This window comes from Bifidobacterium sp. LH_743, assembly GCF_056355775.1.
The window spans coordinates 157,103-179,204 of sequence record NZ_JBKESZ010000002.1 but is presented as its reverse complement, the minus strand read 5'-3'; the positions used below and the strand labels follow the sequence as shown (position 1 = coordinate 179,204).

Below are 22,102 nucleotides of genomic sequence, written 5' to 3'. Positions count from 1 at the left end.
CACACCATCCTATGATAGAGGTTTTTCGACCTGTTTGTGCCTATTTCACGAAAAAATATGGATTTTCGTGTTGCACTGCCCCCTTGAATCAGACCCAATCATCCGGTTCCACACCTTGCGGACCGACATACTCGCCGTTCGGTACGTAACTCGGCTCCCCTTGATCTTTCAGATGCGCATCACTGAACAGCATCACATCCCTGCCGAAGGTCCAATCACCGTCGATTTCGACGGATTTTGCAGCAGCTAAAGATGGCACTCCGTAAGGGAAACGAGCGTCGAAATCATGGATGTTTTTGTAATAACGCGAATCCAAATGAACATCCGGGAAGACGTAATTGCCATCTTCCATCTCGTATTGGTCCGTTAGATGGAATCGGTCGGACCGCATAATAAACAAATCGTCAGTGGTTTTCACCGGAAGGAATCGCATACGGTCCACGCACACGCATGTCGCCCCGTCAAACAAAGACACCGCGGCACCCATGGCAGTTTCCAGCTGGATGACCGGCTCGCTGGACGGGTCGGTAGGATCAACTGTCTTCTTGTTTCGAATCACCGGCAATGGAAGCACGCCATCGTATGCCGCGAGCTTCGCCTTCAGCGCATCGATACGCACCCAGATGCTATTCGTATTGAAATACGGGTGTTTATCGATATTCTGAGCATCATCCTTGTCGTCCGGATGGACCTGGCTCATCTCACGAAGCATCAGGCGCCCTGTGGCCTTGTCCCGCACGATATGACCGCCCTTGCGGTCGGCCGGGGTTCGCTTGGCGACCTCAATCATGAACGGAGCACCAGTGTTCTCGAAATGCTGGGCAAGAGTGCGCGAAGGGCGCGCCCCCAGATTGTCGGAATTCGAGATGAACAGGTATTTGAAGCCGCGCGCTTCAAGCGAATCAAGCAGACCGGATTCCCAGATGGTGGAGAACAAATCTCCATGGCCCGGTGGGCACCATTCAAGTTCGGGATTCGACGGGAAGCTGACCGGAAGACCGGATTCGGCACTGATCTTCGGCTCCTGATGCTGGATGATCTCCATCGGCACGCCATCCTGGCGGAATTTCTTGTTGGCGTGCAGCACTTTCATGGTGTCTTTGGAGGTACGGAAAGAGTTCATCAGGGTAAGCGGCAGCTCGACACCAAGTCGGGCACGGGCGGTAAGCACCTGTCCGATAATAATGTCGATGAAACGCATCTGACGCGCCTTATGACGGCGTACCGGCAACAACGACTTGGCGCAATCAAGCCCCATCGAAGTGCCCAAACCACCGTTGAGCTTCAGGAAAGCCGTTTTGGCGAACGCATCGATGGCCTTTTCGTGGTTGATGGTCTCGTATACGTCATGGAAGCTGGGAACACTGGTCAACGGCTCGACATCGCTTTCGCGAATCCAGCTGCTGGCTTCCTCATTGCGCCAAACCTCATACAGGCGTTTGAACTGGGCGATGGCCATATCGGTCATCCCGTGCTCTCTCATCTTCGCCGCCGAGAGATCGAATACGTCCTCTTCAGTCAATGTCATTCCCTTCCATGCGGACGTGACTACGTGTTACATGATACGACATATTGGCTTGGATAATGGGGCATGACCCCGAATTCGTGGATTATTTTGTTACGGGTGCACCCATATGTGGACGGAAGGTTCTTGGTTTCAGAGATTTTTCGATCACGCGACACGATACGTTTTGAAAAAAAGCGCCAAGTATGCTATGTTTCATTCTTGGTGCTTTTCACACCGTTCGGACCATAGCGCAGTTTGGTAGCGCACTTGACTGGGGGTCAAGGGGTCGCGGGTTCAAATCCCGCTGGTCCGACTAAAAGAAACCCGTCGTTTCAACGTTTTCACAACATTGGAATGACGGGATTTTTTATGCCCCGGGGGCAGCCAGGGGCAATGTACTACGAATCTCCATCCCTCGCACACGAAAAAGGCCCTAGGAGATTCAATCGCTCGACGTCATGCGCACCTCGACTCCGTCCAAGACCCGCCCAATACCTCGGATACGTCAAGGCAATGTTCGTAATCGCCATTAAATACAGAAAAACGGATTCTCGCATAAAGACGAGAATCCGTTATCCGAGCTCCCCCACCTGGACTCGAACCAAGACAAAGGGTTCCAAAGACCCGTGTGCTGCCATTACACCATGGGGGATCGGCATCGTGAACGCGAGGTTCCGCTGCCAAGTGACCATTATGCCATATGTCACCAACATTGCGTGTCGGAAGTGTCGCGTCGAATCGCATGCTCAATCGATGCATCGCGAAGGAGACATTGGAATGTCAAATGAAAAATACATCTGTCCATAAAAAATTTCCCATTCCGACGCACCCACGGCGACCGTGTGCTCGGCTTCCTCGGCCGCGACACTTCTCCATCCCCGGAGGCCATCCAATGCGTACCCACGATGCCATTGGCGCCACTTGTATTCTTGTCTGCCATGGATTTGACGATGGTGTGCCCACAATCATCGGGCTACCATTAAAGTCGACGATCAGACACAGGCCATTGTCAAAGTTAGACACGGTCATGGTGTTACCGGCGCTCTTAACGGACTACACGTCGGACGTGCCGACGGTGGACGGCAGCTGCCTCGTTGTCTCGCGCAGTGTGACCTGCTACGCACCGGTCGGGCTCTTGCGACACTTGCCACCCAAGGAGAAGTCGTTTATTCTCATTGAGAACCGGCCGCTATCGGGGTATGCCCGAGGCTGCCGCCCTTGCGACCTGGACGTCTGAATCTCCTCCCTGCCCGAGCGGCCGCAGTGACGGAATCCGGCCCGAAAAGACGACAACGACCCCCACATGGCTCTCATTGAGTCGTGCGGGGGTCGTGTCTTTCCCGAAGTAAGTGCACCATAGGTGCACCTAGCGCCTACACTGGACTCTGAAACCCAACCAGCAGTAGGGCTTAGGAGGCTGTGGCTATCAGATGTGGAAATAGCTCCGGCGCTTTCGCCCACTGCTTTGAAGAACGGCGGAATATCACCGATTATCGGCGGTATTCCGCCGTTTTCCGTTGGTCGACGGCTGTTTTGACCACCCGCGATTTCCGTCAATCAGGCCCAATCAGGCGCAATCATAAGTGACCTATAAGTGACCTGCATAGACGGACCGCATGAACGCAGGAAAAAACGGCATGTCCGACTACACGCTGGTGCTCACGGGCACCGATGGCACGAACGTGGTGCTCACGGGCACCAATCCGAAAAGGCTCGTCGACCGATTGCGGGCCAGGATCGCCCCGGCCGAGCGGCGGCGGACGAAGGGCGCCGGAGGCATCCGCCGGCTGCCGAACGGCAGGGTGAAGGCGTACCGCACCGTCATCGACCCGAACACCGGCGAGGAGCACCGCGTGAGCCGCACCGCCGACACGCAGGCCGTCGCCGAGACGCGGCTCAGGGAGGCGATCGCCGAGTTCGACCGCACCCACCAGGTCGGCTACGTCAAGCCGCCCACCGTGGCCGAATGGATGGACCACTGGCTGTCGGACGTGTGCAAGCCCCGGCTCAAGCCCCGCACGTGGGGCACGTACGCGTCCGTCACCGCGAACGACATCATCCCCGCCATCGGCAGAATCAGGCTCGACGAACTGAAGCCCGCGCACTTCCGCCGGCTCGAGCGGTACGTCACCGTCGAGCAGGGCAGAAGCTCCGCCACCGCGGGCAGCGCATGGCGCACCCTGCACAAGGCGTTGGAGGACGCGGTGCTGGAGGGCGCCATCGAACGCAACCCCGCCGTCAAGGGCACCGCGCCGCGTGTGGCGCTGAAGGAGCGGGCGGCGTTGACGCCCGACCAGGCGGCCGACCTCATCGCCGCGGAGACCGACGACACGTGGAGGCTCATGTGGATGCTGGCCTTCATGACCGGCATGCGGCAGGGCGAACGGTTGGGGCTCACCCAAGACGAACTGCGCCAGGACGGCGACCACCTCGTCATCCTGGTCGAATGGCAGGCCCAGCACCTGACGAAACGCGAGGTCGACGGACTGCCCAAGGGCGTCGAATGCTCGGCCCTGGGCAACGGCATGTACCGCACGCGCCCGAAGACCGAGAAGGGACGCCGCGCCATTCCCCTGCCCCGGGCTTTGGCCGACCAGCTCCTCGCCTACATCGAACGCCACGGCGTGAACGGAAAAGGGCTCGTGTTCCATGACGACCAGGGCCAACCCCTGACCGGCAATGTGGAGCGCTGCCGCTGGTACAAGGCCTTGGACCGCATCGGCCTGGGCCACGAGTACGTGCCGCATTCAGCCCGCCACACCACCGCGACCATATTGAACCGGCTTGGACTGGACGACGTGACACGCACCGCCATCATGGGACACAGCCGCGTGTCCACGACGAACGAGATCTACACGCACGTCGAGCTCGACCGGCTCGTCGCCGCGACCGACGGCGTGGAGAAGGCCATCGAAGGCTAGGCAAAGGAAAGGCCCACGGCCCCTTGACAAGGTCGTGGGCTTGGGCACGGGTGACGGCCGTGGATACCTATATATATAGCGGTCAAGGATAGAGTGGACGATATGGAGACTTTCGCAATGTTCAACCGCGTGCTGACGGACTGCCACGGCGCCGGCTTCGTCGTCAACGTCAACCATCACGACTTCTTCGGCAACGACGTGTCGTACGACGTCCAGACCAAATACGACGACGGGATGCTGACCTGCAAGAACCTGCCCGCCGACCAGGTGCATCCCGTGCCCGAGGAGCTGACGCTGGCCCACCGGCTCGGCCCGGACGCCACGCCGGCGCAACGGTTCGTCGCCACGGCCGTGGACGACGGGACGTTGCAGCGCCTGTTCGAGGCGTACGAGCCCGATTCCGACGCGCCGGACCATCTCCTCCACCGGCAGACACGGTACGCGTTCGCCCAGGCCGCCGAGACGCTCGACTGGGACGGCATGGCCGACGCAATGGAATCACTCCCCCGCGTCACGTCCCTGTCGCCGTCGACAACGCTCTACGACTGGGCCCTGGATATCGCCGCGGCCGCGCGCGACGGCGCGCCGATGCCGGAGCGGCCGCATGGGTTGGACGCGGAGCGCGCACGCGCCGAGATGCGTTCGAAGACCATCGTGCCGACCACATACGCGGCCCTTGACGAACGCGAGCGATTGACCGCATTCGTCGACACGTGCCGCCGGTGGGGGTTCTAGGCCGCGTCGTCGAGGCTCCGGCGGACGGACGCCACCACCGGGTCGGACAGGGCCGTGCCGACGCCCGGCACCTCTCTCAGGGCCTCGATCCTGCCGAGCCGCATGCGGACGTCGGCCCTCTCCCCGGCCGACAACGGCCTGTTGAAACCACGCTCCCATTGTCCAACGAAACAGGTCGGGGTCGGTCCCGTCGTACAGGATACCGCCGTCGCGGCTTATCACGGTGAGCCTGTCGACCAACGGCGACATGGCGACGGCGCGGACGGTGACGGGCAGGTTGGCCACGGCGTTGTCGTGCGCGGACGCGGGCGTCCAACGCGCCGGAAGGCCCGCCGAACGGTCGCGGTAGTAGCGTTCCAATATCGCCAGCCGCGACAACGCCGGCGGCACGGCCAGCACCACCGCGTGCGTCGACCTGCCCGCGCGTTTCGCGTTCGCGGCCTCATCGAGCACCGTGGCCGCGTTCCTCCACGTGCCCTCCACCACGGCGGAGATGCCATTGGCCGTCACGTGCTCCATGGTCATGCGTATCCACTCGGCCGACGCCTTCGCGGTCCGCTCCGGCATGGCCAGCGGCTCCTCGTCGCACAGTCGGTCGTAGTCGGGATGGTACTGGCGCAGGTCGTCGCCGTTCACGGGCAGGAGCGGCCCGTCATGCAGGCCAGAGACGCGAACCATGTGCGTGGCGCGCGTCTTGCCCGCGCCGGGCTGGCCGCCGACGAATACCGTGCATGGCTCGTCCGACCTTGTCGCGGCGTCGATGACGGGGCGGATGTCGTCGCGCCAGATGCCCTCCACGTCGACCGCGAGGTTTCTGCCGATCGCATGCCATGGTGCGGCGGCGTCCGCGCGGGTCGCACGGTCCTCGTCGTTGGAGCGCTTCGCCGTAATCAGTGCCCTCCGGTCGGTCGGACCGACCTGGTCGCGGGCAATCAACAGCGCTCGGCGATCCGCCTCCGCCCGACGCTCCCCGTCCAGATCGCCCCGGGCTTCGGCCAGCCGCCGCTGGGCGAGCATCCTGCCGGAGAGCATGGTCGTGGATTCGTAGAACACGTCGTACAGGACGCCGCCGTCCAGGTCCTCCAGCTCCCATTCGATTCCGTCGTCCGCCATATGTTCCTCCCTACTACAGTCCGACGTGTTCCCCGCGTGCGGCGCGGCTGCCGTCCTCGTCGTCCTCGTCATCGAACGTGACGGGCGGGAAGCCGCGCCAGTCGTCGACGAAACGTTCGACGAGCTCCCACTGGCGTCGGCTGACGCCGATGTGCATGTCCGGCCGCACCATCAGCACCGGCGCCGCGGGATTCTCCGCCCTGACCTCCTCCACGGCGTCGCTATAGCACTCCTCATCGTCGATCCACACAATCGGCGACGGGTCCTCCGAACGCCGTTCCGCGCGCACGCGCGACAGTATCGTCGACAGCTTGCCCGTCAACCGTCGTTCACCGGTGACCGGATCGTACCAAACCGTGTTATGGACGATTCTCGGATCCCAGCCGAGCATCGGATCCAACGTGCTCACGCAGTACGGCTGCCACGTGGACAGCCAGTTCAGTTCGGCGCGCCCCGACACGGCCAGGGCGTACATGGCGTCCGTCAGCTCGGTGGACCAGTGGATGCGGAAGCGTCCGACCGAAACGCGTGCCTGCGCATTGCCGTCCAGACGGAACGCCCGCGCCTCGTCATACAGCGGCTTGCGCGGGTCGTCGTCCCTCAGCCAGTCGGTATGTCCGACTCCCCCGCGGCGCAGCACCTTGTCGTCGGGGAACGCGTTCAGCACGCCGTCGAAATCCGTGTATATGACCGGAACGCCCATGACTATCCCCTCCCCTGGCCTTCGTCGGGCATGACCGTGCCCCGTTCGACGAACGCGGCCACGTCGGCCGCCTTGTAGCGGATATGCCGGCCCACGCGCACGTACGGCAGGCATATCCTTCTCGCCCTCCACTTGCGCAGGGTCTCCGTCGATACGCCAAGTATACGTGCCACCTGCGGGGCCGTCATCAGTTCCGGTACCTCCATGCCGAAGCGCATGCGTCCCGGAAAAGATGCAGCACATATTTTTCGACATATGAGACTTTATATAATGGACGACCACATTGATACATGCTAGAAAACAGTAGATAACGTGATTCTTTTTGCGGAAAGGTTTTAAAAACACGCGTCTGGTATACTTAGAGCATATGCGCGATGTACGTCCCACTATAAATGTCTTATTAAAGAAGATGCTGCCCGATCAAGGATACAGAGATTCAGAATGTCAGCGTCTAATCAAAGGCTTGAAAAAAGGAAACATACAGCAGACATTTGACAGGCTGAATTTAAATGTCTTCCCACATTTCTTACTTGATGAAGCAAGAAAAATGATGAAAGGGACAGGCAACCCCAAGCGGAACGAAATATCCAACGCGGCGAAATATGTTGGTTGCCCCGTACTGGAAGTGCGTGACCGACACGATGATTCAGCCGCGGCCCGTGGCGCATTGATGACTAAAGACGAAGAGGGCGATCCATGGCTGATACATGCCGGCCCGCATACCAAGTATTGCGACCGGCTGATTGATTATTTGAAATCATCAAAAGGAACTTGGCAGCCACGAAACATTGACTACAAAATCAGAGACAGAGAAGAGGCAAGGCAAGCGGAGGAAAAACGCTTTCTGGATAATGTTTGGGAATTTATCGGCCTACTTAAGCGCGCATTGCAGACAGAGGAGGGAAGGGGCCAATTCAATCTTCGTCTACATCAAAACGCCAACAGTAGTCTTAAATACATTCCTATCTATATAGAATGCGAAAGTGATCCAATTCCAGATACTTCTTCTCTTGAATCAATCCCGGTTCTGGTGGATATGATTATAAAGACAAAGAAATTATCCAGGGAAGACGAAAAAGACCTCTCCCGGGCAATCCACTTCGTACAGCCCGACAATGACCAAGTTCAACATGAATATGGCACGAAAAAAGAATTCTACTGGATAATGACATTGAACTGTGCGAGATTGACTCAATTGCTGGCCTCTTTGCAAATGCCAATGCCGGCAATTACAAAGAGCACGGACACGACATTCGATGCGCAACCAGTACTTCATCTTGTTCCTAAAGAAGGGTTTACCGACGCTCTCGTCTACGGACTCCCCGTTTATGCCTTATGCGGAGCTGTCTTTGTGCCTACTGAAGATGGAAACGTAGCGAAACCTATATGCGAGGAATGCGAAAAACGGTCAAAGATAACAGAGGAAATCATAGAGCAACTCCGTTTTTCGCAAAATCCAGAACTTTGATACGCCAACTGAAATTAGTCTAAAAGATCGGCGATTTCATCTTCGTCTTCCTTTGTGATTACAGCTGCTTTGTCCATGAGCTCATTGATATCCTGTTGACGACTAGAAACGTCCTGAACATAATTGCCCTGTGCCTCTTGGTGACGCTTTTGATACTCCGTGAGAGCGTCAAGACTAATACGGTGGCGATTGCCTACTTTTCGAGAAACAAGGATGCCGTGTTTAATAAGTCTGCTAACGTACGGTCGGCTGACATTAAGATATTCTGCGGCTTCCTCTGTTGAAAGTTCTTTCGGCGCGCTAGAAATGACACAAGTTTCCCCATTGGATGCTGATTTAAGCATATGTGCAAGCACTTGGGCAAAAGGGGACTGTTTCCGAAGCTGGCTTAGTGCCGCATAAGCATCTGTAACGTCTTGCTCATCTATAGTTTTTTTACTTATCGTCCCCAGTACATCTACGCCCATGATTCTACTCCCTTAAGTGTTCCTAACTGTTCTAAGTGTAACATCATCATGCTTATAGCTATGCCGCGTTTCGTTGTACATGAACTTCAGCTGACAAAAATCGTCAGCACCATTTTGTCGCAGTTCCCCAAATTTTTACAGTTTTAAGAAGCAAGCGTCCCGGAATCCATTGGTCGAGCGGGGCGGACGCATAAAGGACCATATGGAGGATTCACTGGATCGACTGATGCATTGGTATCTAAGGCATGGGCTTCTTGTCCATCCGAAATGGCTTCGGACGGACAAGAGAGATCCATATGGCCGCCACTGCCGCCCATCCGTGAGCAGGGAGGACATCTACCGCGAATACGGCATCGACCTGCAGGATATGACATACATTCTCGAAAGCCAGGACGACGCGATCACGGCCCTTATGCTTTACCGCGGGGGTCAAAGGATGTACGGAATACCTTTTCCCGGCGATTTGTGGCGATTGTCCGAAATCGCCTTGGGGCATGGCGACCCGACCGGCAAAGAGAAGCCCGACCCATTGCCGGAAATCGACATGAACGCCATCCGAAGGTCAACCCGGTTCACGGATTGGAAGGGCGAGGTGCGCAGATGGCGCTCACATGCCGCGGAAAGTGGAGACGAAGTCGCGTATCGCGGCTACAAACACATCTAAGAATTTAGAACGATCTCCTAATTCCCTGCGGCATTCCTCCTTGAATTTCTTATACTCCGCAAGAGTGGCATCACGCGACTCATCCTGACTTGATTGACATTTTCATGCCACCGATTGTCCACCCACAACCAAACGAAAAAAAGACGGCGCGTCCCGGAACGGTACTGAGCGGTAACGACCACACCGAAGCCGCCTATCCGGGCATGGCGGGAGTCAAGGTGGAGCAGACGACGTAAAGGAGGAACCCATGTCCTTTATCGACATCCACGACGAACGCGTCTGGATACCCGAACGCCCCCTGCGCTCCATGGAGGAGGCCAGGCCCGTGCGCGACGGCGGCGTGTGGCGCTGTTCGGCCTGCGGGACGGAACTGGACCGGGAGGAGAACGGCCTCGTCTGCCCGTTCCACCAGGTCGGATGGAAGGCCGGCCGCGAGGACGAGCCGCCCCGGGCGCTTGGCGGGCTGGCGTTCATGCCCGACGCCACGGGCGGCGCGCTCATCGCGGGCCCCGGCATGGCCGTGTCCCTGTCCCGCCCGGCCGCGGTCAACGCGTTCTTCGTCCTGGGCGCGGCCTACGGGCTGACGCGCATTGACAGGATACGGCCGTGAACGCGTTCGCCGGCGCGCACGGGCGCGCGCACTGCCCGGTCTGCTGGGGCCTGGCGTCCAGGTCGGCGCCGTTGGACGGCGGCGCGGCCACGCTGGTCTGCCTGCGCTGCGGACGCGGATACCCGCTGGGGCCGCTGGACCCGGCGCCGGAGCCGTACGTCCAAGTCAGCCGCGCGTACGACGCTTTGGCCCGTGTTCTGGACGAGGGTCTCTGACTGTGGCACGGCGAGCCTCGGCCTCCCAGTCGCGTTGCGCCCCTCCCAGCCTGATCTCGGCGTCGACGAGCCTGTGGAGCGTGTCGTCGTCGGGTTCGGCGGCGTACAGGCGGCGGAGACGGTCCACGTCCGCGCGGGCGTCGCGGAGCCGGTCCTGCAGGTCGGGGTACGGCGTCTCCACGTCGTCCTCCAGCAGCAGCGACGGCGACACTTCCAACACGGTCATCAGCCGCGTGAACTGCAGGGCGGGCATGGCCGCCAGCCGGCGTCGGCCGCTCTCGTATTCGCTGACATGGCTTTGCGTGGTGCCGATGACCTCCGCCAGCTCGGCCTGCGTCATGCCCATCCGCAGACGGAATCCCCTGAGCCTGTTCATGCCACACCATGTTACGCGACGCATACATGCGCATGGAAATGCACGCATATGCGAAAGGACGCGCGACATGGACACGAACGAACTGCCGGAAGAGCAGCTGCTGGTCGACAGGCCGACCGCCATGAGGATGCTGGGCGTCAGGGACCCGCGCACCGTCGGCAGGCTCGTCGACGACGGGCGCATCATCGGCTTCACCGCGTGCGGCCGGTGGTACTTCAACCGCGCCTCCATCGAGGCGTTCGCGCGCGGCGAATAGACACCTTATATATAGGAGACGGATATGGCGAAGGCATGGATACGTGACCGGTGGCTCAAGGCGAAGGCCGTGGTCGACGGCGTGGAGACGACCCCGACCGCCCGCATGCGGCGGCAGGTCGCCGCGAACCCCGACGCCGCCGACGTGCCCGACGCGCTCAGGACCGCGGACTACGGACGCGGCATGCGCTGGCAGGTCTGCTGGCGCGCCGACGGCCGGCAGCACCGCGAGAGCCTCGCCACCCACGAGGCCGCCGAGGCGCGCGTCGCCGAGCTGAACGACGACATCCGCTCCGGCCGGTACGTCGACCCCAAGGGCGGACGGCGCACCCTGGACGAGGTGTTCGCCATGTGGCTCGCCGACCACACGGGCGTGCGCCCGGCCACGATCGACAACTACCGCCACCGCTACGACGCCATGGTCCGCCCCAGGTTCGGCGCCACCCGCATCGGCGACATCGACGAACAGGCCGTCAGGGCATGGGTCTCGGACCTCGACTCCGGCGCCATCCGCACGAAGCGCGGCAGGCCGTTCACGAAATGCTCCATCTCCATCGGGGTGCGCAGGGTCCTCGGCTCCATACTCCGATACGCGGTGCGCCGCAGATGGGTGGCCGCCGACCCGACCGCGGGCGTGCGCCTGCCCCGCGTGCCCGCGCAACGCGTCGACTCGTTCACCCCCGACGAGGTGCGCGCCATCGCGGACATGGCGGGCGTCATCGGTCGTCCCATGGACCGTCTGCTCGTCCTGTTCCTCGCGTCCACCGGCATGCGGCCCGGGGAGATGGCCGCGTTGGACGTGCGCGACCTGAATCTCCGGCACGGCGTGGTCGTCGTGTCGAAGACGATGACGAAGGCCAGGGTCGGCCACGGCGAATGCGTGCAGGGCGACACGAAGACGGTCAAGGGCCGGCGCCGCATCCCCATCCCCGCGTTCCTGCGCGAGGACCTGGAGGACCTCGCCGCGGGCCGGGACGGGGGCGAGCCGCTGTTCACGACACCCACCGGACTGCGCCTGCGCTTCCCCGCATGGGGCCAGACGGTGTTCAACAAGGCCGTCGCCGCGGCCGGCGTCAGGCCGGACGGGCGACGGCTGACGCTCTACTCCCTGCGGCACACGTTCGCGTCCGTCGCCATCGCCAACGGCGCGGACGTGAAGACCCTCCAGGACCTGATGGGCCATGAGGACGCCACCACGACGCTGAACACGTACGCGGCCGCGTTCGCCAACCGCCGCGCCGAGACCATGGACGCCGTGTCCGCCACGTTCGGCTGATTCCTTCTCTCCGGGCGTGTCGCGGCGGCTTCGGTCCCCGGCCATGTTACCCGGATGTTACCCGGAACGGGAACGCCCTCCCGAGAACGTTGGAATTCCGCCGTTTCAAGGAGGGCGTTGAACGTCACGGGGACGCATACAGGGACGCTTGTTTCTGCACGGTTATGCATGAAGACGCATGGATGGCATAAAACGCCACCGACACCCCCTAAGTCGTCCCCGACATGGCATTTCCATGCATTTCCATGCAAAACCATGCGCATTATGGCCGACGGGCGGACAAAGCGCCGAAAACGACGGAAAATTCCGGGTAACTTTGGGGTAACATGGCTGGACACCGCACGGCAGTAGGGCTCAGGCGGTATGCGCCCGTCAAGGGAGCCATGCGGATTCACGGGCAGGCCCGACCGACACGCCGGAAACGTGATGATTCGGCGCATAACACCGACGAAGGGAGCCGATTCCGTCATGACGACGTGCATACTTATAGGCAGAACGTCTTAGCTCCTCCAGCGAACGTTCCGCGCCGGTCCCGCGTAAAAAGGAAGCCGCCGCCAGCATGATTGGCGTCGCCCGATGAAGGCGGAACATGCCAGTCCAGGTCCGGACGGACGATAATGGTCCGGTCAAGGGAGCGTGCCCATTACAATTTCACGAGAAGTCGTTCGCGGACGACGGAAAAGACCATTTGACGCCGGTAAGCCCAAGGGCCCCGGCGTCGACTATTCTTCGGAAGGAAATCATGGGCCCGCATCAGCCGGATGCTTTCAATCCATCGGAGACGATCCGCACCATCCATGAGTGCGCGCCCGTATACAGGGACCGGCTGCTGGAAAGACGCGTCCTCTTCATTCCAGCCGGCGGAGGCGCCCCATTGGAGACCTTCTACGCGGCGGACAACTTCATGCATCTGTGCGGCGTGAACTATCCGGACATGTCGGCCCTGGAATTCTGGGACAGGGCCGTCTCGGGCAGACTCCCGACGAACGGGATACGGCGCAACAACGGCGGAACCGTGGCGAAGGGACGGGTCCTGCCCACCCTCGTCAGAATCGACGCCAAGGCCATCATGATGGTAAGGAACCCGCGGCTGCCCGGAAAAACGAAGGCCGACGCCATATGCGCGAATCTGCCATGCGTTCTCGGCTACACCGACAGAGGAGGGATCCTGCGGCCGTGCACGGCCCTGGAGATGCCCGGCGAAAGGCTGGCGGACGCCAGGAACATCATCATGGTCATGAAGACGGGACCACAGCTGAAAACGTACGACATCGTGTCCAAGCGGTCGAAAAGGAAGGACGCCGCGAGAAGGCAGGAAGTCAGAAGGTCCCTGAGACTGTACGAAGGCGGCTGCCGCATCGATTTCGACGCGGTGGATGCGACGTTCCGCCCCTGACGGCGCGAACAGAAAAGACGCCAGAAGACCAAAATCCCCTGCGGGACTCATCTGCCAAACGACGGAATCCCAACCGGAGCCCATGGGTCGGCTCCAAACCTGACCGGTCGGCGGCGCCGGCGCACCGTCGGCCGGTCGCGGCAGATGTCCTCCTTCATGAAGTCCTCGGTCCCGAACCGCCTTGGATGGCGTCGTCGGAACGAAAACCTCGCCCGCAAGCGTACACGGGCAATGACCAATGCCGATCCGCCCCGGCCAAATCCCGCATACAACGTGACGCATAGAGCGGGATGCGGACGGACCGCGTTCCTTTTCCCTGTTTTCCCGGCCCGTCCGCATGAGGGCCATGCCCCGCCGTTCCCCGGAAGCCTACGGCCGGGCGTGGCCCTCCCCTTTTCTCGTCCAGACGTAAAGAGACGCCCCCGGAGCCTTTTGATCGGCTCCGGGGGGCGCCCGTCGTATCGGAGACGGGTCAGTCGCCGTCCTTCGACGTCAGCGTCGCCATGTACGCCATGATGGCGGCCAATCGGTCAACGTCCGTGATCCGGGTCGGGCGGGTCCTCCGTGCCCTTCACCATCGCGAGGTACAAGGCGAACGCGCCCTTGTCCTTGACCATCAGGCCGAACTTGCCGAAACGCCGACCGGTTTTCAATCCCGCGCGCCTGATGAACTTCGGGCTGTAACGGCGTCCCCGCTCCAGATACGGATTCTCGGCGGACACGGTGAAGCCCTTCTCCGCGATCTCCCGGATGGCGAAGCGCTCGGCGTCATACGGCTCTTCGAATGCGGAGCCTCCATCGGCCCGCGCGATACGCAGCAACGCCTGGCGATAGGGTGCGAACGCCTTTTCGTCCCCAACGGCAAGTACGAACGTCCCGTCACGCAGAACGGTGGTCAGCCCGGCGTCCGCCAGGAAGTCCCGTTTGAAATGGACACCCCTGCCGATAGGGGCGAATCCCTGGCAGACGACGCCTTGAACGGCTTTCATCTCCTTGTCGGACAGACCGTCCAGCGGGCTGATCGGCCTCCTTGCGGCCGGCGAACCGCCTCCGACCGGCCCAGCCGCGGGCGGTTCGTCCTCCCCCACCGTTTCGCCAGCCGGCGGCCCGGGCGTCTGTCCGAACTCGAACCTGGCCATGGCCGCCTTGGCGTACGCGTCCCGCGTGGGCTTCGACTCCAGATAGGCCAATGCGGGCCAGCCGGCATCGAACAGCGCGAACCGCCCGTCATCGTCGACACCAGGCACGACGAAACGGCGGCCGGACGGCTCCAGCAGCGCCACCGCGCCGTCACCCTCCAGACCATAGGACAGATTGGCGGCGTAGTTCGGGCCGTGCGGCAGGCCGCCAAGCACCAGGATGGGACGTTCCTCCGCGTACGCCTTGACCTTCGCCTCCGACGCCGGGTCCATGACGCCCTTGACCTCGATGGCGATGTCGGTGACGTCCATGCCGTCGGTATGGCGGAGCCGCACGCCGCGGACCTGGAAATCGGGCAGGTAGCGGGTGCCGTCGTCGAGCACGTAGCCCTGCGGCTCGTACTCCCAGTCGGCGTGGCAGGCGTCCAGGAACACGGCCCACCGAGCCTCCAGACGCGAGCGGAACCTGCGGCCCGCGTATTCGGTCTCGATGCTTCTCACGATGCGCTCCCTTCCATCAGAAGCCCAGCTTCTTCATCGAGTGGCTGATGCAGTCCTCGATCTCCTTATCAGGCAGGCCCGATGCGCGGAAACGCTCGCGGATACGGTCGAGGCCGTAGTCGCGCTGGGCGTCGGACATGCCGTGCTCCCGGGCCCGTTTCAGCCATCCCCAGACATGGCGGGACATGGTGTCGTTGCGCGCGCCCTCGGCGACCGGGGTGGTGTTCATATGCGGCACGTACGCGCCGTCGACGGGCGCGGCCGGATGGCGCGGACGCGGCCGTTCGGCCGGCTTCGGGCTCGGATGCGCCAGCTGACGGATAAGATCCAGCAAGTCGGCGGGCAGGACATGGTCGACCTTGATGTCGCCCTCGCGGACCACCTGCCAGCTGCGCCCGTCGGGCATGGAGCTGCCCGGCATCACCACGAAGCCGACGCCGCCGACGCGCGTGTCGATCGGCACGCCGGCCTCGTAGTCGGGCAGACCGGGCAGCGGGATGCTCTTGTGGGCGAACTGTGGGATGTCGACGCCATCGGGAATGCGGTAGTACAGGTGGTAGCCGCCGGAGCCGGTGCGCACGACCAGCGCCGGGTCGCCGATGCCGATGCCCAGCGTGCGCAGCACGCCGTAGCCGTCCGGCTTGCCCTCGTCGGCGTCCTTCGGGATGTCCAGATCGAGCACCATGAAGCCGGGCGCGGGCGCGAAGCCGCGCATGGGCTCGTCGTGCTCGCAACGGTCGAAGACGAAGCCGACCGGGGTCTTCAGCATCGGCTCCAACGCCACAGCCGGCGCCTTGGCGTCGTCGCCCCGGCCGCGCAGCGGAAACACGTTGCCGGTCCAGCACATCGCGCCCAGCTGCGTCTCCACGCCGCCGAAGGTGCGGGCGATCGGCTTGAGGCCGGTCAGCTCGTCCGGCGTGGGCTCAAGCGCGGGCGCCGGGTCCGCGTCGGGCTCCGCCGGCGGATCCTTGGGCTCGGGCGGCACCGTCGCCACGAACTTGGCGAACAGCTCCGGCCTGTCGATGACGAAGCAACGGCACACCCTGGCCTCGTCCCCGGCGAGACGCAGCACGTCGCGCCTCGTCCGGCTGGCCAGTCCCAGCATGCCCAGTTGGGCGGCCTTGTCGCGGGTGCTTTCCGGCACGGTGACGCAGGAGGACGGCAGATACGCGTCCGGGTCGAAGCCGAGCTCCGGGTCCGGGTCGCCCACCTCGATCAGGCGCGCCATAAGCTCGGTGCCCCAATCGTCGAGATCGTGGACCAAGGCCGGCGCCGGATTGACGCCGACCGGGTCGTGGGCCCATTCGGAGCAGCCCGCCATGAACAGTTCGAGCGCGAGGTTCTCGCAGTGCAGCGCGTCGTACCAGCGGTCGACCGGTTTGCCCGTCTTGTCGAGGTTGACGTAGCGCCAGCGGCGGTTCTGGCTTGGGTCGGAGGCGATTGACGGCGTGCGGTTCGACGCGATGACGATGACGGCGGTGGTCGGCACCAGGACCATGTCGCGGCCAAGCTGGCGGGAGGCGACGCCCTCGCCGGTCGTGGCCTTCTTCAACCGCTCCTGATTGCCAAGTCCCGGATCGGGCGCGTCGGTATCGACGGCGAGCAGATGGTTCGTCAGCGGGATGCCGGCCTGCTCGTAGGCGGTGCTGGAGACCTTGCCGATGCCGGCGAAGTCGGCAAGGCTGAACTCGGAGCCCAGACCACCGTACAGGTCGAGCAGGGCGTTCAGGAAATGGCCCTTGCCGTTGCCGCCCTCGCCCAGCAGGTCGTAGATGTACTGCAGATGGTCGCGCATGAGCGGCGCCGCGGCCACGCGGCACAGCATGCGGGTGTCGACATCGGAAGCGGTGACGGTCCGCGCCATGGCCAGGCCGTATTCCGCGCGTTCGGCCGAATACTCCTCGCCCTCGAACTCCATGGCCCACGGGGCATCGAAGCGGGGATCGTCGGGCGTGACGATGCCGCCGCCGCGGAGCAGGCCGACGTTGTCGAAACGGGCGCCCAGCTGAAGGCGCGGTAGCTGCCCGTCGTACGTCTCCAGGATGGAGCGCACGAACGCGTCGTAGTTCACGCCCTTGCCGCCGGTGACGGCGAGCAGATCGGTGGTGGGGCGCCACCGGCCCATCCAGCACACCCACAGCATGCCCTCCGTGTCCAAGGCGTACCTCTGCTCGCCCAGCAGGGTGAGCCGGACCAGATAGGCGGCCTGCGGCGCCCCCTCCAGCTTGCGGCCCGGATGCTGGATGGAGCCGGGGAGGATGATGTGCCTGTGGTCGTAGGTGGAGAAGTCGTAGGGCTCGTATTCCGACGTGGCGGCCGTGATCCCCGTGACCATGGCCGACATGGCCGCGGAGGCGTTTCCGACGTCGGGCATGATGCCCGGCGCGAGGGATGGCAACGGCGTCGGATTGAAGACCGACTCGACGGGCCGCAGGGGCACGGTCGGCAGTGTTCTGGACATGGATGTCCTCCTTTGTGATACGGGAGAGGACGTCCCCCGCTCCATGCGGCCATGACAGGACGCATAGGGCGGGATGTGGATCAAGCGCAGGTCCATTCGGAGTGATTCCAGCCCCTGTGGCCGTTCCAGCGGCCATGGGGGCTCTCTTTGTTCACTCCCTGGAGGCGAGCGTCGCCCGGTCGAAGTCGTCCGCGTCGATCCTCACCGCGCGGCGGCCCAGCCGGTAGACGCCAATCCCCAGGCGATGGCACATCGGCACGACCGCCTTCGGCCTGACTTTCCAGACCTCCGCGCATTCGGCCGACGTGTACATCCTTGGGAGCTTGTCCATCGGACTTCCTTTCTGTCGGTTTGTTGTCATCCATCCCCTATGCGTCCTGGAGGGAGCATGATGACTTGGGGGCAATGTAGGGGCATTGGCGAAAAACGCCCGGATGGGCGGAACCGACGTCGAAGCCGTGCGAATGTAACGCGATGTAACGGTATGTAACGTTCGACCTCAGCCCTACTCCCATATGGGCTGAGGCCGAACGTTACATCGCGTTACATCGCGTTACGACCGTTACATCGCCCACAATGCCGCAAGGGTGATTGGCGGCATTATCCCGGATTGGGATACGAAGCCCAAGGGAGGAGCCCGAAAACGGGCCGCCTTCGAGGGACGGCATCGTCCGTATTTGGGGACGCATGGGGCCGATGGATCAAGCGCAGGTCCATTCGGAGTGATTCCAGCCCCTGTGGCCGTTCCCGCGGCCATGGGGGCTCTCTTTGATTGCCGGGACTTCGGCGGTCCCGCCATCCGGGCCGTCAGAAGCCCTTGACGGTCCGGCGCGTGCGCCGTGACGCATAGCCACGGGCATGGGTAACAGCCAACTATCGGCCGCCAAGAAGGCCAAAAACGACGAATTCTACACGCGCATGACCGACATCGAGCATGAGCTCGTCCACTACAAGGACCATTTCAGGGACAAGGTCGTGCTCTGCAACTGCGACGACCCGTTCGAGTCGAACTTCTTCAAGTACTTCGCGCTGAACTTCAACCACTTCGGGCTACGCAAGCTGATCGCCACCTGCTACTCGGGCTCCCCCATCGCCGGCGGGGAGTACCAGCCGTCATTGTTCGACGACGACGTCGACGAGCAGACGGGACGGCACCGCAGGGCGTACAAGGCCGTCGTCAACGTCTTCCGCGACACCACCGGCGACGGAGGGCTTGACATGGACGACATCAAAAACCTGCTTGATTCCGGCGAGAACGAGCTGGTCGAGCTGCATGGCGACGGGACATACGGCGCCGGGGACTTCAGGTCCAAGGAATGTCTCGAGCTGCTGGACGAGGCGGACATCGTGGTGACGAATCCGCCGTTCTCGCTGTTCCGCGAGTACGTGGCGACGCTGATGGAGCATGACAAGAAATTCGTCATCATGGGCAACAAGAACGCGGTCATCTGCAAGGAGATTTTCCCTCTGATCCGCGATGACCGTCTATGGTTGGGGTTCACCTCCCCGTCCGAGTTCACCATCCCCGGCGAGGGAACCACTAAGCAGGTCAATGGCCTGTGCCGCTGGTATACGAATCTGGACATCAAAAAACGCCACGAGGACATCTTCCTCTACCACCGCTACAACGAAGACCCGTCGAAGTACCCGAAGTACGACAACTACGACGCCATCGAGGTCTCCAAGGTCAAGGACATCCCCGAGGACTACTTCGGCGTCATGGGCGTGCCAGTCACGTTCATGGACAAATACAATCCCGACCAGTTCGAGATCATCTGGCAGGCCTCCGGCAATACAAGGGCATGCGCCCCACGCCAGGTGCTTTCCGACCTGCATTACGTGAAGGATGACGAGGACCGCGGCGGCTGTGGGGTCGTGAAGGGCAAGCGCGTGTATTCGCGCATCCTGATCCGCCGCCGGACATCCTGACGCACGCGCGCGGCGAAAGCCTGGTCGCACACGGCGCATGGCCACCGCGAAAAAACATTCGACCCTCCGCCCTCCTCCCCGCCGGGCGGAGTACCCTTGGGGGTATATGGGGACCATGTCCCCGAAGAGAGGGACGACGAGAAGGAGAAGAGAATGACCAATCCGGACATGACATTCCAGCCCCAGCCACCAACGGCGGCGCCGGCGGCACCCGATGAGCCCGCCCAAATCCAACCGGAGACGCGGACCATGCCGCTTCCCACGGGAGGCCCCGTCCCGCCGTTCTCCGCGCAGGGCCGGGAGGCCTCCGTCACCTTCGACGGAAACGCCATCACGTTCGTCCGCCGGCGCCGCGGATTCGCGCCCCGTGACCCCAAGCCCGCCGTGGTGCCCCTCTCCTCGGTGGCGGCCGTGACCCTCATCGAGCCGGCCGGCTCCGGCAGGGGCTGGTTCTATCCGACCATCCGCACCGCGAAGGGCTACGCGACCTTCGACCCGAAGAGGCCCGGCGCCTATGGGGTCTCCTTCGACGCCGCCCAAATCAACGAATTCCGCGCCCTGGCCACCGCGGTGGACGAGGCCAGACCGGACCATCCCACGCCGCTCACCACCCACCTGACCGCGAACGGCAGGACTCCCCTGCACAGGCGTTGGTGGTTCTGGGCCGTCATCGCGGCCGTCGTCGTCATCGGCATCGCGGGACAGGGCGGCGGATCATCCGACACCACCGCCACCCAATCGTCCTCCTCCTACCAGAGGCAATACGAGAAGGACAAGGCGAAGGCGGAGGCCGAAGCCAAGGCCAAGCGGGAGCTCCAGGCGCAGGCCAACGGCTACAAGGGCCAGGACGCAGCAGGCGTCATCAACGACCTGGAGTCGAAGGGCCAATTGGGCGTCATCGGCACGGGCGACGGCACCGACCAGACCGACGCCGTCAAGGCGGCCATCGCGGGCGGCACCGCCTACACCGTGACCGACGCCACCGTGTCCGACGGCAGGATCAGCCTGACCGTCGACACCACCGACCACTACAACCGCCAGCAGGAGATCGCCAACGCCACGCCGGAGCAGAGCAGCGCGCTGGCCAAGGCGCAGAGCTACTCGAACATGATGCACATGTCCCGCCAAGGCATCTACGACCAGCTGACCAGCGAATACGGCGAGAAGTTCAGCCCCGACGCCGCGAGCTGGGCCCTCGACCATCTGGACGCCGACTACAACGCGAACGCGCTGGCCAAGGCCAGGGACTACCAGAGCACCATGGCCATGAGCCCGGAGGCCATCCGCGACCAATTGACCAGCCAGTACGGCGAGAAGTTCACCCCCGACGAGGCGAACTACGCCATCGAGCATCTGAACGACTAGGAGGTTCAAGGAAATGCTTCTGCAAGGTCCGCAGGATTCCGTCGCCTTCGACGGACGGGTCGTCACCTTCACGACGAAAAGATACGGCGCCGTCAGCGTCCCCATCGCCAGCGTCGCCGGAGTGGCCATGTCGGAGACGGGTCATTCCGGCGGCATTCTCGCCGTCAGCGTCCTGGATGGCCCGACGCCCACGATGGTCCCGTCCGGGACGGTGGGCGCCGGACGCACGCCGTACTGCATCGTGTTCGGCCGGAACGCGCGCAGGGACGCCCATGCCCTTGCCCGCGAGATCCTGGCCGCGAAGCCCCTGACGCCGACGCCGCTGTCCGCGGCCGCGGCTCCCCCGCAACCCGTCGCGCCGGCCACGACGCCCACGCAGGCAACGACGGCCATTCCGACGGCCACAGCCCCTACGACGTTCGGACTGCGCGACCACGGCCGTCGTCTGGCGTCGTTCAAGGGCGACGACGGCACGAAGATCACGCTGTACGAGCACGCGCTGGAATGCAAGGGCGAGATACGTCCGTTCGCCGGCGTGTCCATCGATCTGGTCAGCGGCTCGGAGCTGCAGTCCCGCGTCACGGCGACCCGCCTGCTGCTGCTCGGCGTGTTCGCCTTCGCCTTCAAGAAAAGCAAGGGCGGCGAGAAGTACCTGACCGTCGAGGGCCCCGACTTCGCGTGGATGACCGAGGTCGGCAACGCGAACACCCGCAAGGCCATGGACTTCATCAACAAGGTCCGCAACCAGTCAAGACGCGGCTGAGGACGGCATGCGAAGGCCGACGGCCCCGGCCCGGCAAGTCGAAAAAAGCGCCCCCGGCGGATTCCCTTTCCGCCGGGGGCTTCGTCATGTCCGGCCCGTCGGGTGTCGGGAATACGACAAAGGCGCCCGTGTCATCAGCCTATCGGCCGTCCGTCAGTCGGCGTGCCTTGCCATGACGTCGCAGCGGCCCCGTCCGCGGCGGCGAATGCGTACGGGACGCATGGCCTCCATGCATACA

19 protein-coding genes and 2 tRNA genes are annotated in these 22,102 nt (G+C 62.8%); 11 read left to right on the top strand and 10 right to left on the bottom strand.

The genetic code is table 11. The annotated features are described in order from the left end of the window. Positions 1-88: 88 nt before the first annotated feature. The gene (locus AC1ATL_RS03885) at positions 89-1,528 is read right to left on the bottom strand and encodes a UTP--glucose-1-phosphate uridylyltransferase (protein ID WP_476568635.1); all 1,440 of its coding nucleotides are present in this window, start codon (positions 1,526-1,528) and stop codon (positions 89-91) included. Positions 1,529-1,746: 218 nt separating this feature from the next. Here AC1ATL_RS03885 and AC1ATL_RS03880 point away from each other — a divergent pair. Next, positions 1,747-1,820: transfer RNA gene (locus AC1ATL_RS03880), tRNA-Pro, on the top strand. A gap of 268 nt (positions 1,821-2,088) precedes the next feature. Here AC1ATL_RS03880 and AC1ATL_RS03875 read toward each other — a convergent pair. Further along, positions 2,089-2,159: transfer RNA gene (locus AC1ATL_RS03875), tRNA-Gln, on the bottom strand. Between the two features lie 964 nt (positions 2,160-3,123). Between AC1ATL_RS03875 and AC1ATL_RS03870 the strand changes: the two genes are divergently transcribed. Continuing rightward, positions 3,124-4,428 (top strand): tyrosine-type recombinase/integrase, encoded by a 1,305-nt coding sequence (locus tag AC1ATL_RS03870; protein ID WP_476568633.1) that lies wholly within the window; start codon positions 3,124-3,126, stop codon positions 4,426-4,428. Positions 4,429-4,926: 498 nt separating this feature from the next. Here AC1ATL_RS03870 and AC1ATL_RS03865 read toward each other — a convergent pair whose 3' ends face one another. Genes AC1ATL_RS03865 through AC1ATL_RS03855 form a run of 3 tightly spaced genes read right to left on the bottom strand, consistent with a single transcriptional unit; the run spans position 4,927 to position 7,167 of the window. Next, complete coding sequence (locus tag AC1ATL_RS03865) at positions 4,927-6,276, bottom strand: zeta toxin family protein (RefSeq protein WP_476568631.1); 1,350 nt, start codon at positions 6,274-6,276, stop codon at positions 4,927-4,929. 13 nt (positions 6,277-6,289) lie between these two features. Further along, positions 6,290-6,979: a hypothetical protein gene (locus AC1ATL_RS03860; RefSeq protein WP_476568629.1), complete on the bottom strand. Its 690-nt coding sequence runs from the start codon at positions 6,977-6,979 to the stop codon at positions 6,290-6,292. Positions 6,980-6,981: 2 nt separating this feature from the next. Further along, the gene (locus tag AC1ATL_RS03855; protein WP_476568627.1) at positions 6,982-7,167 is read right to left on the bottom strand and encodes a helix-turn-helix domain-containing protein; all 186 of its coding nucleotides are present in this window, start codon (positions 7,165-7,167) and stop codon (positions 6,982-6,984) included. A 179-nt stretch (positions 7,168-7,346) separates the two neighbouring features. Between AC1ATL_RS03855 and AC1ATL_RS03850 the strand changes: the two genes are divergently transcribed. Then, entirely contained in the window at positions 7,347-8,447 is a 1,101-nt protein-coding gene (locus AC1ATL_RS03850) for a DUF3039 domain-containing protein (protein ID WP_476568625.1), read from the top strand. 14 nt (positions 8,448-8,461) lie between these two features. Here the strand turns inward: AC1ATL_RS03850 and AC1ATL_RS03845 are convergent, their stop codons facing one another. Further along, positions 8,462-8,914, bottom strand: coding sequence for a helix-turn-helix domain-containing protein (locus AC1ATL_RS03845; RefSeq protein WP_476568623.1), 453 nt, complete (start codon positions 8,912-8,914; stop codon positions 8,462-8,464). A 202-nt stretch (positions 8,915-9,116) separates the two neighbouring features. Here AC1ATL_RS03845 and AC1ATL_RS03840 point away from each other — a divergent pair, with 202 nt between their 5' ends. Together AC1ATL_RS03840 and AC1ATL_RS03835 are read left to right on the top strand one after the other, a co-directional pair. Beyond that, positions 9,117-9,578 (top strand): hypothetical protein, encoded by a 462-nt coding sequence (locus AC1ATL_RS03840; RefSeq protein ID WP_476568621.1) that lies wholly within the window; start codon positions 9,117-9,119, stop codon positions 9,576-9,578. A 247-nt stretch (positions 9,579-9,825) separates the two neighbouring features. Further along, positions 9,826-10,188, top strand: a complete 363-nt coding sequence (locus tag AC1ATL_RS03835; RefSeq protein WP_476568620.1) for a hypothetical protein — start codon at positions 9,826-9,828, stop codon at positions 10,186-10,188. Between the two features lie 165 nt (positions 10,189-10,353). Here the strand turns inward: AC1ATL_RS03835 and AC1ATL_RS03830 are convergent, their stop codons facing one another. Then, positions 10,354-10,803, bottom strand: a complete 450-nt coding sequence (locus AC1ATL_RS03830) for a helix-turn-helix domain-containing protein (protein ID WP_476568618.1) — start codon at positions 10,801-10,803, stop codon at positions 10,354-10,356. A 43-nt stretch (positions 10,804-10,846) separates the two neighbouring features. On the opposite strand from AC1ATL_RS03830, the gene AC1ATL_RS03825 reads away from it, so the two are divergent. From AC1ATL_RS03825 to AC1ATL_RS03815, 3 genes are all read left to right on the top strand, one after another. Then, positions 10,847-11,035: a helix-turn-helix domain-containing protein gene (locus AC1ATL_RS03825; protein ID WP_476568616.1), complete on the top strand. Its 189-nt coding sequence runs from the start codon at positions 10,847-10,849 to the stop codon at positions 11,033-11,035. A gap of 24 nt (positions 11,036-11,059) precedes the next feature. Beyond that, a complete protein-coding gene (locus AC1ATL_RS03820) occupies positions 11,060-12,310 on the top strand; it encodes a tyrosine-type recombinase/integrase (protein ID WP_476568614.1) in 1,251 nt (416 codons plus the stop codon). A 742-nt stretch (positions 12,311-13,052) separates the two neighbouring features. Then, entirely contained in the window at positions 13,053-13,706 is a 654-nt protein-coding gene (locus tag AC1ATL_RS03815) for a PBECR4 domain-containing protein (protein ID WP_476568612.1), read from the top strand. Between the two features lie 530 nt (positions 13,707-14,236). On the opposite strand, the gene AC1ATL_RS03810 is transcribed toward AC1ATL_RS03815, so the two are convergent. The 3 genes from AC1ATL_RS03810 to AC1ATL_RS03800 form a co-directional block, all read right to left on the bottom strand. Then, a complete protein-coding gene (locus AC1ATL_RS03810) occupies positions 14,237-15,346 on the bottom strand; it encodes a PDDEXK family nuclease (protein WP_476568610.1) in 1,110 nt (369 codons plus the stop codon). A gap of 16 nt (positions 15,347-15,362) precedes the next feature. After that, a complete protein-coding gene (locus AC1ATL_RS03805; protein ID WP_476568608.1) occupies positions 15,363-17,807 on the bottom strand; it encodes a bifunctional DNA primase/polymerase in 2,445 nt (814 codons plus the stop codon). 151 nt (positions 17,808-17,958) lie between these two features. Beyond that, on the bottom strand, positions 17,959-18,138 hold the full coding sequence (locus tag AC1ATL_RS03800) for a hypothetical protein (RefSeq protein WP_476568606.1): 180 nt from the start codon (positions 18,136-18,138) through the stop codon (positions 17,959-17,961). A 527-nt stretch (positions 18,139-18,665) separates the two neighbouring features. On the opposite strand from AC1ATL_RS03800, the gene AC1ATL_RS03795 reads away from it, so the two are divergent. The 3 genes from AC1ATL_RS03795 to AC1ATL_RS03785 all read left to right on the top strand — a co-directional run bounded on the left by AC1ATL_RS03795 (position 18,666) and on the right by AC1ATL_RS03785 (position 21,864). Then, positions 18,666-19,736: an adenine-specific methyltransferase EcoRI family protein gene (locus AC1ATL_RS03795; RefSeq protein ID WP_476568604.1), complete on the top strand. Its 1,071-nt coding sequence runs from the start codon at positions 18,666-18,668 to the stop codon at positions 19,734-19,736. Positions 19,737-19,889: 153 nt separating this feature from the next. Further along, positions 19,890-21,101 (top strand): Ltp family lipoprotein, encoded by a 1,212-nt coding sequence (locus AC1ATL_RS03790; RefSeq protein ID WP_476568602.1) that lies wholly within the window; start codon positions 19,890-19,892, stop codon positions 21,099-21,101. 13 nt (positions 21,102-21,114) lie between these two features. Beyond that, a complete protein-coding gene (locus AC1ATL_RS03785; protein ID WP_476568600.1) occupies positions 21,115-21,864 on the top strand; it encodes a hypothetical protein in 750 nt (249 codons plus the stop codon). The last annotated feature ends 238 nt before the right edge of the window (positions 21,865-22,102 follow it).